Source organism: Lysinibacillus sp. FSL M8-0134, from assembly GCF_038069745.1.
GTDB classification, from domain to species: Bacteria; Bacillota; Bacilli; order Bacillales_A; family Planococcaceae; genus Lysinibacillus; species Lysinibacillus irui.
On sequence record NZ_JBBPAJ010000001.1, the window covers coordinates 3818130 to 3831224 of the forward strand.

Below are 13095 nucleotides of genomic sequence, written 5' to 3' on the forward strand. Positions count from 1 at the left end.
TGCACCGACTTATTTTTTATTGGTTTCCTAGCTGTCGAAGAGTGTCATTCAAAAAATCACCATTGAAAATTTTATGTAACATTTCACTATAAAGATGTTGGATCTGTTCAAAGCCATGATGTAAGTCTTTTGAATGCTGCTTTGCTTGGCTTGAAATATGATCGAAACGCTGTGGAAGCTCCTCTACCGCCATTACTAAAGAGTCTTTATTCATTGTTAAATGTTGAATAGCATTTAATAGTTGAACTATTTTAAGCTGAATATCTATAGGAGGTAATTCAAGCATTAGCCGATAAATATTACGCTTTTCCTTATTTTCTTGGTACCATTTTAAAAAATGAAATAAATAATCACTGATAACAATAGATTCATTCGGGATAATGGCAATGATACCATGTCCAATGTATATATCTTTATTACATCGATAAATGGATGCTTCCTTCAAATTTATTTTATTAAGAAGAATACTTTTCGCAGGCACTTGTAAAACGGTAAACTCATTAATCGAATAATCTATCCTAGGCACTTGACTAAAATCGTCTTCTATCAATAATTTCAGTAACGTTTCTTCAGTTATAAATGGAGTACCTTCCCTAGTAAAAAATTGATCATTCATAATTCTATTGCCAATTTGAATTTTTGCTACTTCTTCTAAAAAAACCTGTTTCACCATGTGAACCCTCCAATCCTCTGTCTCAAGTTATACCCTTTCTGTAACATTCATTAACGCATTATACCTAGTAATTCAATTAGGTCATTTGTCTAATAAAAGTTACTACTCTAAAGATTGTACCATTTTAATATAACATTTTCTCTATTATACCACTATAATAGTATAGTCAACTCCTTTGTTTTTCACTAGCTTTTAACATAGAGGTGAATCATATGTCAGATTTCTTAAAGCTAGTAGGTGAACAGCTCCGCATTATTAGATTATCCAAAGGGCTAAGTCAGGAGGAAGTGGCCGAAAGAACAGGTAAGTTAGGTTTCAGTAAAGGGCGAGTGTCTAATATTGAACACGGTCAATCAAATATTACGCTAAGTACATTGGAAACAATCATGAAGGCTTTAGATATTGCCCCTGAGGAGCTTTTTAATTTTCAAAAATTATCAGGCGTTACTGATATTGAGGAAAAGAACCTCATGCTAGACATTCATCGATCATTATTAAGAGAACGAAATTTAGACGAGGTAAAATATGTAGTTCGTATTACAAAGGATTTTTTAGATACAATTGATTCTCAATCGAAAAAAAACAGCTCCAATGGTCAATGACGCATTGGAGCTGTTTCTTTATTACGTTTTAGTCGTTACATGCCAAATTTTTGTCGATAGCCGCATTTTCTACAAAGCTCTTCAACAGCCTCTCTTCGTGAAAATCCATCTACAATTTTAGTAGCACGTTCCCCTTCTACAATTTCAGAGAAGGATTTTTCATGGACATTTCCTAAATTAATAACTCCTTCACCATCTAAGCAGCAAGGCACAACGGTCCCATCTACAAGAATTGCTGCTTGACTACGAAGTGCGTGACAAAAACCTTTTCCTTCATCCTCATGCTCGAGCAAGCTTGGCCATCTAAATTCATGATCTTGATTCAAATAAACATGAGGGGCAATTTTGACCCCTTTACCCGGCTCTACTTTTTCCTCGATGCGATAGTCAAGATTATATTCTTTTTCTAAAATTTCTAATGTCTCACGGTTGCGACGTGCTGCAATATCAGAAACATGATCCCTTTGTAAATTCCATAAACGATAAGAAATAATTGTATTATATTCTCTAGACGCTCGTACAAAAGTCAAAATATCCTCTAAATACTTTTCGCGGTTTTCGGAACCCTCATGACCATCAAAGCTATGCAATGAAAAATTAATTTGACGTAATGCTGGTTTTCCTAATATTTTTTCATGGTTCTTTTTAATCAACGTACCATTCGTTGTAATATTGACTTTAAAACCCTTTTCATGGGCAGCATCTAATAATTGATCAATTCTTGGATGTAAAAGCGGCTCTCCCTTCACATGCAAATAAATGTATTTTGTATGCGGTCGAATCTCATCTAATATTTTATTAAATTGTTCTACTTTTATAAGACCTTTTGCACGTGCCGTTGGTGGACAAAAACTGCATGCTAAATTACAGACACTAGTTATCTCTATATAAACCTTTTTAAATGTTCTCAATGTTGCTTCTCCGTTCCAGTTCGCTAAATATTCAAATCCTATTTATTTTAACAAATTTATTGTATAGATAGCAAAATTCGACGAGTTTTCATATAAACACCCTTTTCTCTATAGAACATGGCTACACGTACAAGTGATCTTACAAAGCACTAATATCCTAATAGTAATATTAAACGAAAGGAGGAGAAACGATGTCTAGCTTTAATTCAAAGAAATTTTATGGACCAGAAGAACCTGAAAACGAATCCTCTAATAAGTCAGCCAAAAACCATATAACAATTAATTTGACATTCAATATAGGAAATACAGATTTTCACTTTGCACAACGAGCAGAAGGTGGAGGACAAATCAACCATGATGTGGGGACAAATGCTAACCAAGGAGGACAAAACGCTAGTGATGGTAGTCACACCCGTAACGTCAATTCTCAATTTGCTGATGGTAATGGCAGAAGTGGCATAGCTGGTAATAATAATGATGAGGCTGGTGGGCAGCAAGGCATAAAGGTGCGGGACAGCCTAGTCATTGATAGCGATATCCACTCATCTTCTAACCATAGTGAAAGTAATGAAAAGGAAAATGATGTATTAACTGAAGAAGGTGAATAAACGATCTAAAAAACTTCTATCTGTTCGAGCAGGTTCAACAGATAGAAGCTTTTGGTTACACATTGCGTTTATAGTTTTTTGTACCATCAAATGAGTAAAGCATTGGTTTATTATCCACATACGTCTCTAAATGAACCGGACGTCCCCACAGCTGATAAATATATGGCAATACATTTTCTAAATAATGAGGGTCTAGCTCCATTCCTTCGTAGCCATGCACTAAATAAAGCTCACCATTACGTAAATAATCACCATTTTTCACCACAATATAAGGAAAGCCACCATTGACACGCATCGATACAAGCTGATCTCGAACCATCTCATGATCCTTATCAGTAATACGATACTCATTACCTTTCTTTTGGAACAAATATAAATCTTCACGCTTCGCTAAATCCTTAGTTAAGTAGTTTCGGATAAAGGAAATATCGGATTCTACCTCTCTTACCTCAAAAATCTTTTCACGCCCCGAATTTGGCAGTACACCTAACTTCTTCATTTCCTCTGTAGGGTTATTATAGCGATTTTCAATATCTTCAAATATTTTAATCCCGAGGTAATATGGATTTATCGATGTTTTGGAGGGTTGCACGACCCCTGCATTTAATTTTGCATATTCGATGGTCTCAGCGGTTGTTAGCTTTAACTCCCGCATAATTCGTTGGTGCCAGAAGGATGCCCATCCCTCATTCATGATTTTCGTTTCTAATTGAGGCCAAAAATAAAGCATTTCCTCCCGCATCATCGTTAATATATCACGTTGCCATTCTTCCAACTCACGACTATGCTCCTCTAAAAACAACAGCAGGTCCTTTTCTGGCTGCGGCGGAAATTGCTTTAATCTGCGGCGGATAGGTTTATAAACTTTTTCCTTTTCTTCTATGCTCCACAAATCATCATATGGTGATTTTGTTGGTGGTTTTTCCTCATCAAGCTCATCGTCCTCACTCCAGGATAACTTCGGTCGTAAAATAGATGGATCAATATGTTCTTGAATCGCTAAAACTGCATCTAAAAACTGTTCAACCTCATCTTTGCCATATTCTCGTTCATAGCCAGCTATACGCTCAGCCGTTGCGGTCATGCTCTCTACCATATCTCTTCTTGTATTGGAAAAACGGACATTATTTTTAAAGAAATCACAGTGCGCTAAAACGTGGGCGATAATTAATTTATTTTGGGTCAATGTATTTGTATCAAGTAAAAAAGCATAGCATGGATTAGAATTAATGACGAGCTCATAGATTTGGCTAAGTCCTAAATCATATTGAAGCTTCATTTTATGAAACTGTTTTCCAAAGCTCCAATGAGAAAAGCGGGTAGGCATACCGTAGGCACCAAATGTATAAATGATATCCGCTGGACAAATTTCATAACGCATTGGATAGAAATCTAAGCCAAAGCTAGTGGCAATTTCGGTAATTTCATCTATTGCTCGATGAAGCTCTTTCGTGTCCATTTTACGTCCCCTCCTTTGAACGTGATGCTAATCAAACAATCATACTATTCTTCATTTTTCTTAAAAAAGCTCTTTAAGGCATCATATACATCGCCTTTTTTTCTCAAAATATGATATCTAAATTTGGGATCATCAATTTTCTTATACGTATACATAAGTGTTGAGAAACGATTATGCTGATTGACTTCACCATAGCCAAACATGCTGGATACATCCATTAATTCTCCTACTAGTTTCAAACATTTTTCATTATCCATCGAAATATTTTCACCATCTGAAAAATGGACAGGATAAATATTGTAGCGAGATGGATGATATTTATCCTGTATCAATTCCAATGCCTTTTTATAAGCTGAAGAACAAATAGTTCCCCCACTCTCTCCCTTCGTGAAAAACTCCTCTTCTGTGACAACCTTCGCCTCCGTATGATGGGCAATAAATTCAATCTCCACCGTTTCATATTTTGACCGTAAGAACTTAGTCATCCAAAAGAAGAAACTACGTGCACAATATTTTTCAAAGGATCCCATCGAGCCACTTGTATCCATCATGGCAAGCACTACTGCTTTGGATTCTGGTTTTTCAACCTCATCCCACGTTTTGAAACGTAAATCATCATTATGGATAGGTGTTATTTCCGCTTTTCCATACATCGCATTTCGCTTTAACGCATTTAAAATGGTACGTTTTTTATCAACGTTACCCATTAACCCCTTTTTGCGAATATCATTAAACTCAATTTTTTCGGTTTTAATATCTGCCTTTTCTTTTTGCTGTAGATTGGGTAACTCAAGTTCATGAAATAAGATGTTTTGAATTTCCTCAATACTTACTTCCGCTTCATAATAATCTTGGCCAGGCTTGTCACCCGCTTCTTTCCCTTTACCTTGCGCCTGATTTGCTTTACTGCCATCCCGCGCCACTACATCTCCAACATTACTATCGCCTTGTCCTTGCCCTACATGCTTAGAGTTATCATAGTTATAACGAATTTTATATTCATCAAGTGAACGAATCGGTATTTTAATAACCTCGCGACCATTGGACATCACAATACTTTCTTCACTAACTAAATCTGGTAAATTATTTTTAATCGCATCTTTCACTTTTTCCATATGACGTTGCTGGTCTTGGTGCCCTTTACGATGGAGGGACCAATTTTCCTGAGAGATAACAAAGCGTTTATTTTCGTGTTCAGTCATTTTTATCCTCACCCATCTATCAAATTCGCTTTTTCTATACTATGCTTGTGAGCCAAATTCTTGAACTTTTTTCGTAAAATCAATTGTGTATCTAATGAAAACCTTATTTTGATAATAAAAGGAGTGCCCTAAAAATGGGACACTCCTATCTGACTTGTAAACGTAAAAGTCAATTAACGATTGAGTAGACTACCTACATATTGTAGCAGCTCGTTTGCCGATGTGGTGTTATAGCCATGCTCATCTACGAGCCTTGCTACGACTTCATTTATTTTCTTCAGTTGCGATTCATCTGGCATTTTAGAGGAAGTTGTAATTTTCACAACATCCTTCAAATCTGCAAACAATTTCTTTTGTATCGCTTCTCTTAATCTTTCATGAGAATTATAGTCAAAACGTTTGCCTTTTCGTGCATAGGCTGAAATTCGAATGAGAATCTCCTCACGGAATGCCTTTTTAGCATTTTCTGATATTCCAATTTGCTCCTCAATCGAGCGCATTAATTTTTCATCAGGGTTCATTTCCTCACCAGTCAGTGGATCATAAAGCTTATTTTTATTACAAAATGCCTCTACATTGTCTAGATAGTTGTTCATTAATGTTTTCGCAGATTCTTCATATGAGTATACAAAAGCCTTTTGTACTTCATTTTTAGCAATTTCATCGTACTCTCTACGAGCAACCGCAATATAATTCATGTACTTTTCGCGATCCTCTTGAGAAATAGATGCATGCTGATCCAATCCATCCTTTAGAGCTCGTAAGACATCTAAAGCATTTATAGATGGTACTTCTTTGCGAATAATAGCAGAAGAAATACGGTTAATAATATAGCGTGGATCAATACCGTTCATGCCTTCGTTCGGAAACTCTTTTTTCAGCTCCTCTAAGTCAACGGAATTAAATCCCTCCACATTTTCTCCGTCGTACAAGCGCATTTTCTTAATTAGATCCACACCTTGTTTTTTCGGTACTTCTAATCTAGTCAGAACCGAAAAGATTGCTGCAGCCTTTAAAGCATGCGGTGCAATATGGACGTGGGACATATCACTCTCTTTTATCATCTTTTCATAAATATGCTCTTCCTGACTTACTTTAAGGTTATATGGAATTGGCATAACGATAATTCGAGAATGTAATGCCTCGTTCTTTTTATTAGAAATAAAGGATCGATATTCTGTTTCATTCGTATGAGCAACGATTAACTCATCTGCACTAATTAAAGCAAATCTACCCGCTTTAAAATTCCCTTCCTGTGTTAGGGATAATAAATTCCATAAGAATTTTTCATCAAGCTTCAGCATTTCTTGGAATTCCATCATTCCTCTATTGGCCTTGTTCAGCTCACCATCGAAACGATAAGCACGAGGATCAGACTCTGAGCCAAATTCGCCAATTGTAGAAAAATCAATACTTCCTGTTAAATCAGCAATATCTTGTGATTTAGGGTCTGATGGTGTAAATGTTCCTATACCAACACGTTTGTCTTCTGAAAAAGTAATACGTTCAATCATTACGTTTTCAATACGCCCTTCGTATTCCTTTTCAAGACGCATCGTATTTAAAGGCGATAAACTTCCTTCAATTCTTATGCCATACTCTTCAAAAAAGTCATTACGTAAATGATGTGGAATCAAATGCAGTGGATCTTCATGCATCGGACATCCCTTAATTGCGTAAACCGCACCCTCATCTGTGCGTGAGTATTGCTCTAATCCGCGTTTCAATAAAGTAACTATTGTGGATTTACCACCACTTACAGGTCCCATTAATAATAAAATACGTTTTCTAACATCTAACCTGCGTGCTGCTGGATGGAAATATTCCTCCACCAGTCTTTCAATTGCTGTTTCAAGCCCAAAAATTTCTTGTCCGAAAAATTTGTACATTTTTTGCCCATCGCGTTCCACTACACCAGCACTTTTTATCATATTGTAGACGCGTGAATGGGCTGTTTGAGCAACTTCAGGTCTTTCCCTAAGGATGTTTAAATAATCTGCAAATGTCCCTTCCCACTTCAGCCTGTTTTCTTCTTCGCGATAGTTTTTCACTTTATCTAAAATGTTAATAGCCTTCCCTCCATTCAGGGCTTGATTTATAACATAGTATGAAGTAAATGACATGATGATACCCATTACTTTTTCTTTGATGAAGTTTCTTCTTATTATTTATATTTTTTTAACTACAACAATGGGAATTTACCGACGATTTTGATACATAAAAGCTTACTGAATGAAGATAAAAAATTCGGTTATTCTAACGTTAGAAAGGAGGTCCATTATCATTGAATCGCCATTTTAAATTTCTTTTCACATGTTTACTTTTAGGGATGCTACTTTATCCTTCTGCAGCTTATGCAAAAGAAGAGCTTACAGAAGAAGAAATTTTACAGCAGCGTATGACCTATTATGTACAATTCGATGAATTACTCATCCCCTGGTATTTTTTAGCAGCTATTGATCAGTATGAAAGGAATTTACAGTCTGTTCGTAAAGATATCCCTAAACGGGAAGGCTATTTGGCTATACAATTCTCTGATGAATATTGGTCAGGTGCATTTAATCCTGTAAAGGAAGATACCTCACCTGAAACGATTAGCTATTTCGGAGGAATGGGCCTTGATGGTAATCATGACGGAATCGCTAGTCCAAAGGATGATGAGGATGTCATCTTTTCCATGGCTAGTTATTTAGGGAAATTTGGAACGACTGATGAGGATTTTAAATTAGCATTATGGGAATATTACGGAAGTGAAGAAGCCGTTAATCAAATTTTCACTATCTCAACACTATACAGACATTTTAAAACAACGGAACTTGATGCCCATACCTTCCCACTTAATATTCGCTCTGATTATAGCTACAAAGGCACTTGGGGCGCAAATAGAGGCTGGGGTGGACGTCGCATCCATGAGGGAACCGATATTTTTGCAAGCTACGGAACCCCTGTACTTTCTACCTCCTATGGTATTGTCGAGGTAAAAGGTTGGAATCAATTTGGTGGCTGGCGTATCGGAATTCGTGACAATCATAACTCCTATCACTATTATGCCCACCTTGGGAGCTATCATAAGGATATTGAAGTAGGCACCATTGTAAAGCCTGGCACAGTTCTTGGCTATGTAGGAAGCTCAGGATACGGAAAAGAAGGGACATCAGGTAAATTCCCACCCCATCTCCATTATGGTATTTACAAATTTAATGGTAGAACTGAATGGGCTTTTGATCCATACCCTTCCTTACTGCAATGGGAGCGGCAAGCAAAAAATCAAAAAAAGTAGGTTTTATTTCTTTCATTCATACATGTTGTGCACTTGAAGCAATTTGCTACAAGTGCTTTTTTTATTTATATAGGTAATTTTACATAAATACATTAATTAGTTGCTCGACCTCTATATATTTTTAACTACTAGCAGAAGGAAAATAAGTGTACTGTTGTACTAAAAAACTATTTTTAAATATTTCTACCGAAAGCCTTATTTATCAACCTAAATAGTTATAAAATAATAATTGTGTTTTATTAAAACTCTTGATGAGTTAGTAAAGGGATGGGGAAATGAAGAGCATTTTTCAGTTTAAGACACTTAAAGCTCGTATTTTAAGTGCATTTATTCTTTTATTAGTATTAGTAATTAGTTTTACAACCTACACTTACAATTCCAATACAAATATGGAAAAACAGGCAAAAGGTTTAGTAAAGGAAGATTTAGTAGTTTTGAACGCTAGTAAAAATTTAGCGTTGTCTATGAGTGTCCGTCTGTCTGCAGCTTTAAACTATGTGATGACTGGAGACGAAAAGTACAAGGAAACATTTAATGAGTATCGGGAAATGGCTGAAGAAAATAATGCTATTCTAGACAAATATGAAAAATCTGAGGAACGTACCAAACTAGTAGAAATAGCACGTGATTGGAGCAATCTCGTCAATACAGAGGTATTTGATATTTATCAAAAGGGCAATCATGAATTGGCTTTAGAAAATTTAATGGATACCCATGACCTCGTCACGACTATACGCAATGGGTATGAAAAACTTGCAGATGAACGTGCAGACGCGATTATGGACGTTGGCAATGATGTTGTGTCAACCAGTTCAAATAACAGGTCAATTGGCATTGTTGTTAGTTTGGTCTTAACTATCGCTGGTATTGTGATTGCTATTATCACAGCAAGTATCATTTCTAAACCAGTGACAGTAGTAGCAAATCGAATGAAAGAATTAGCAGATGGTAATTTGCAACTTGAACCATTAGTAGTAAAAACAAGAGATGAAATCGGAACGTTAATGGCTTCTGCCAACGACATGAACGATAAATTAAAACAAACCATTCACTCGATCTACACTGTTTCTGAAACAGTAGCAGCAAGTAGTGAAGAGCTTGCCCAATCATCGAATGAGGTACAAGCAGGGACTGAACAAATTACAATAACAATGCAGGAGCTTGCTTCAGGCACAGAAACACAAGCATCAACAACAGGTGATTTAGCAGAAACAATGAACGTATTTAAGCGTAGTATTTATGATACTACACAAGAAGGCGTTGAATTAAAGGAACATTCTAGTCATGTTCAAAACTTAACGGTTTCTGGCAAAAGCTTAATGGTACAATCTACAAAGCAAATGGCCGCCATTAACGACATTATGTTAGATTCCGTCAAGAAGGTAGAAAGTTTAAATAGCCAGTCTGCTGAAATTTCAAAGCTAGTTTCCGTTATAGACGATATTTCAAACCAAACAAATTTACTCGCATTAAATGCAGCAATTGAGGCAGCACGAGCAGGTGAACATGGGAAAGGCTTCGCTGTCGTTGCAGATGAGGTCCGTAAGCTTGCCGAACAAGTACAATTCTCTGTCACAGATATATCAACTATTGTCCACCGCATTCAAGGTGAGACGAGCAATGTCACTTCTGCTTTACAAATGGGCTATGAGGAAGTAAAAAGAGGGACAACACAGCTTGATCAAACGAATGAAACATTTGAACAAATCTCTAGTGCTGTAGAGGATATGATTGATAATATTACAACCATTTCAACTAATTTAAACAGTCTTGCTCAAAACTCTGACACCATTAATGCCTCTATCGATGATATGGCTTCCATTTCGCAAGAATCAGCCGCTGGTGTTGAACAAACAACAGCTACTGTAGAGGAAACTGCTGCTACTATGGATGAAATTGCTAGAAGCGCAAATCAGCTAGCAGGAATGGCTGAAGAGCTAAATAATCAACTACAACAATTTAAAATATAAAGTACTATAAAAGCTATCTCAAACTTACGAGATAGCTTTTTGTATCATTGCCAATGTCTAATTGGGACTCTTTCAAGTTCGTGACGTTTGATAATTACACTTATCTTTTGGTACCACTTCTCACATAATTCCATTGCTTCTTTATATTCATCCTCTTCTTTTGAAATAGGATCTTCTTCAGTATCCATAAAAGTATACTCTAAAATAGGATCTGATAAATGATCAACTACTAGCTTTAGTGATAGCTTTGTTACCGTATCCTCTTCTTCTTCTTCATCCTCTTGTTCTGCTAATTCCTCATCCTCATTATCTTCTTCTAATAATGAACCACTCATTAAATAATTTTTAGTTTTAAGCATAAACACTTCATCTTCCATAATAGCTACTTCATATATTTTGCTAAATGGAATCTCCGTAATTGTCAGCTCTCCGCCTAACTCTTCTCTTTGTGCGATTATGAGCATATTGGTTTGTTCATTTAACAATAATGCATGTAAAGCATTACTAGATAATGTGTATTGAGTATGAGGTATAGCCATTATTTCCTCTGTACTAGCCTCTGTTAGCGCAGCCAGGGCTTGGGCCGCAAGATACCGTTCTTTTATATAACGAACAATACCTATACATACTAAAGCTAAGCCAATTAAAAAAAATACCTCTTGAATGATGATTATATTTATTGCATTTGCTAGAAAAAGATAGATAATCCCTAATAAAATGAAAAAAATAATTTTCATTCAGATCCCGCCTTTATCAAGATAATCGCTAGAGAAATAGTTTGATGTACTAGCAATTTATTCTCGACTCTATCTTTTCATTCTTATTTCTCATATTTATCTACCATAAATAAAAAACACGAGAACCTTGAATAGCCAATGTTCTCGTGTGTAAGGGTCAATTAACGACCGATTAATTCTTCTTTACTGCTTACGTCGTCTAAAGTTTTATCTTTTTCTATTTTATGCATCTCTAGGACATGCTGTGACGGTGGTACTAGTAAGCTCACCACTACTATCGTGATACCTGTTATAACAACGCCTGAAAATACAGGTGCTTGCCATAATTCATTTAGTAAACCAATGAAACCATCCGATTGGATTGTGAGACTAGGTACGAATGTTAGAGATGTAATAATGTAATAGATTAAACCAACGGAAATACTTGCCCAAACTGCAGGTGTACTCACACGTTTCCAAAATGGGCCTAATACAATTGGCCAGAAAATCGTTACAAAAATAATATCCCATGCTAAATAAGCTAGATCAATTACTTTTTGGAAGCTTATAGCCAGCACTAAACCTAATAATGCACTTGATAGAATAATAGAGCGTGAGAATCTTAAAAGCTTTTTCGGATCTGGATTACGGTTAATAAAATCTAAATAGATATTCTTTGTCACAATACCCGAAGTCGCTACATAACATGCCGCTACAGTAGACATCCCCATAGCTGCCATTGCCGTTAAGAAAATAGCTGCTAATAAAGGAGGGAAATAGCCCTGTGCGAAAGTCAGCATCAATGTTTCTGGGTTTGTACTATTGGGATAAATGGATTTGAAAGCTTCACCCAACATCCCTGGAATCCAGCTAATAGCAATAACAATACTACCTGCAATAATCATACTGCGCTGTGCCACTCTTGGGCTTTTCGCAGCTGCTACCCTTTGTCCTAAGTCAACTGCAGGGATGTCACCGAGTGCTAGAACAAGATACAATGTCCAAAACTCGGCTCCTGCCTTTTCAAATAATGTACTGATATTCCACCACTCAGGGTTGAAGGTAACGTCTGGATAGTAAAATAAAATAAAAATAGTAATACCTAGTATTCCAGCTACTGCAAGCGCCCCTTGCACTATTTCTGTATAAGCAACTGCCCATAAACCCCCAATAACAGAATAGATAGCAGTTAAGGATACAAATAAAAGCGCTGCCGGAATGAAATCAATTTGTAATAGTTGCTGAATAATATACGTCCCACCAACTGTTAATGCAGCTGCATTAAAAACACCGAAAGCAATAGCCATTACGATACCAGTATACGCACCTAGCTTTTTACTGCCATAGCGTAATCCATAGTAATCTGCTAATGTCCAACCCTTTAAGCGTCGTAATGGCTTTGTCCAAATGAGTGACCCAAGAATCATACAAGTCCCTAGACCACCCATTGTTGCCGTTCCCTCAAAGCCACCGCTCGTATAGCCTGAACCTACAGCCGCAAAAAAGAATGGAGCTGCTAGTAAGGCAGCAACTAAACTCCCCGTGACAACTGAAAGAGGCATACTCCAGCCAGCGACAATTAAATCCTCAGCTGTGTTGACACGCTTATAACCTTTATAACCAATGTAATAGATAAATAGTAAGTATAAGCAAAAAATTATAACGTTTAACATA

At 36.5% G+C, this 13095-nt stretch carries 11 protein-coding genes; 4 read left to right on the top strand and 7 right to left on the bottom strand.

The features are described from left to right. Positions 1-16: 16 nt before the first annotated feature. Positions 17-673 carry a hypothetical protein gene (locus tag MKY49_RS19505; RefSeq protein WP_274794556.1) on the bottom strand — a complete coding sequence of 219 codons (657 nt, stop codon included), beginning with the start codon at positions 671-673 and terminating at the stop codon, positions 17-19. Positions 674-885: 212 nt separating this feature from the next. On the opposite strand from MKY49_RS19505, the gene MKY49_RS19510 reads away from it, so the two are divergent. Then, positions 886-1275 (top strand): helix-turn-helix domain-containing protein, encoded by a 390-nt coding sequence (locus MKY49_RS19510; protein ID WP_274794557.1) that lies wholly within the window; start codon positions 886-888, stop codon positions 1273-1275. A gap of 35 nt (positions 1276-1310) precedes the next feature. Here the strand turns inward: MKY49_RS19510 and MKY49_RS19515 are convergent, their stop codons facing one another. Beyond that, positions 1311-2186 (bottom strand): radical SAM/SPASM domain-containing protein, encoded by an 876-nt coding sequence (locus tag MKY49_RS19515; protein WP_274794558.1) that lies wholly within the window; start codon positions 2184-2186, stop codon positions 1311-1313. 191 nt (positions 2187-2377) lie between these two features. Here MKY49_RS19515 and MKY49_RS19520 point away from each other — a divergent pair, with 191 nt between their 5' ends. Then, positions 2378-2794, top strand: a complete 417-nt coding sequence (locus MKY49_RS19520) for a hypothetical protein (protein ID WP_312507233.1) — start codon at positions 2378-2380, stop codon at positions 2792-2794. A gap of 55 nt (positions 2795-2849) precedes the next feature. Here the strand turns inward: MKY49_RS19520 and MKY49_RS19525 are convergent, their stop codons facing one another. The 3 genes from MKY49_RS19525 to MKY49_RS19535 all read right to left on the bottom strand — a co-directional run bounded on the left by MKY49_RS19525 (position 2850) and on the right by MKY49_RS19535 (position 7524). After that, positions 2850-4253: a SpoVR family protein gene (locus tag MKY49_RS19525; RefSeq protein ID WP_274794560.1), complete on the bottom strand. Its 1404-nt coding sequence runs from the start codon at positions 4251-4253 to the stop codon at positions 2850-2852. Between the two features lie 44 nt (positions 4254-4297). After that, positions 4298-5455, bottom strand: coding sequence for a sporulation protein YhbH (gene yhbH / locus MKY49_RS19530; protein ID WP_274794561.1), 1158 nt, complete (start codon positions 5453-5455; stop codon positions 4298-4300). A 173-nt stretch (positions 5456-5628) separates the two neighbouring features. Then, positions 5629-7524 (bottom strand): PrkA family serine protein kinase, encoded by a 1896-nt coding sequence (locus tag MKY49_RS19535; protein WP_322606347.1) that lies wholly within the window; start codon positions 7522-7524, stop codon positions 5629-5631. Positions 7525-7739: 215 nt separating this feature from the next. Between MKY49_RS19535 and MKY49_RS19540 the strand changes: the two genes are divergently transcribed. Both MKY49_RS19540 and MKY49_RS19545 read left to right on the top strand, forming a co-directional pair. Next, a complete protein-coding gene (locus MKY49_RS19540) occupies positions 7740-8735 on the top strand; it encodes a M23 family metallopeptidase (RefSeq protein WP_274794563.1) in 996 nt (331 codons plus the stop codon). Between the two features lie 275 nt (positions 8736-9010). Next, positions 9011-10705 carry a methyl-accepting chemotaxis protein gene (locus tag MKY49_RS19545; protein WP_274794564.1) on the top strand — a complete coding sequence of 565 codons (1695 nt, stop codon included), beginning with the start codon at positions 9011-9013 and terminating at the stop codon, positions 10703-10705. 44 nt (positions 10706-10749) lie between these two features. On the opposite strand, the gene MKY49_RS19550 is transcribed toward MKY49_RS19545, so the two are convergent. Both MKY49_RS19550 and MKY49_RS19555 read right to left on the bottom strand, forming a co-directional pair. Continuing rightward, positions 10750-11442, bottom strand: coding sequence for a hypothetical protein (locus tag MKY49_RS19550; RefSeq protein WP_322606338.1), 693 nt, complete (start codon positions 11440-11442; stop codon positions 10750-10752). Positions 11443-11603: 161 nt separating this feature from the next. After that, entirely contained in the window at positions 11604-13094 is a 1491-nt protein-coding gene (locus MKY49_RS19555; protein ID WP_274794566.1) for a sodium:solute symporter family protein, read from the bottom strand. Position 13095 lies beyond the last annotated feature (1 nt).

Coding starts and splice junctions, on each gene's coding strand:
- MKY49_RS19510 (WP_274794557.1), top strand. CDS start 886: ATGTCAGATTTCTTAAAGCTAGTAGGTGAACAGCTCCGCATTATTAGA.
- MKY49_RS19545 (WP_274794564.1), top strand. CDS start 9,011: ATGAAGAGCATTTTTCAGTTTAAGACACTTAAAGCTCGTATTTTAAGT.
- MKY49_RS19505 (WP_274794556.1), bottom strand. CDS start 673: ATGGTGAAACAGGTTTTTTTAGAAGAAGTAGCAAAAATTCAAATTGGC.
- MKY49_RS19520 (WP_312507233.1), top strand. CDS start 2,378: ATGTCTAGCTTTAATTCAAAGAAATTTTATGGACCAGAAGAACCTGAA.
- MKY49_RS19550 (WP_322606338.1), bottom strand. CDS start 11,442: ATGAAAATTATTTTTTTCATTTTATTAGGGATTATCTATCTTTTTCTA.
- MKY49_RS19525 (WP_274794560.1), bottom strand. CDS start 4,253: ATGGACACGAAAGAGCTTCATCGAGCAATAGATGAAATTACCGAAATT.
- yhbH (WP_274794561.1), bottom strand. CDS start 5,455: ATGACTGAACACGAAAATAAACGCTTTGTTATCTCTCAGGAAAATTGG.
- MKY49_RS19555 (WP_274794566.1), bottom strand. CDS start 13,094: ATGTTAAACGTTATAATTTTTTGCTTATACTTACTATTTATCTATTAC.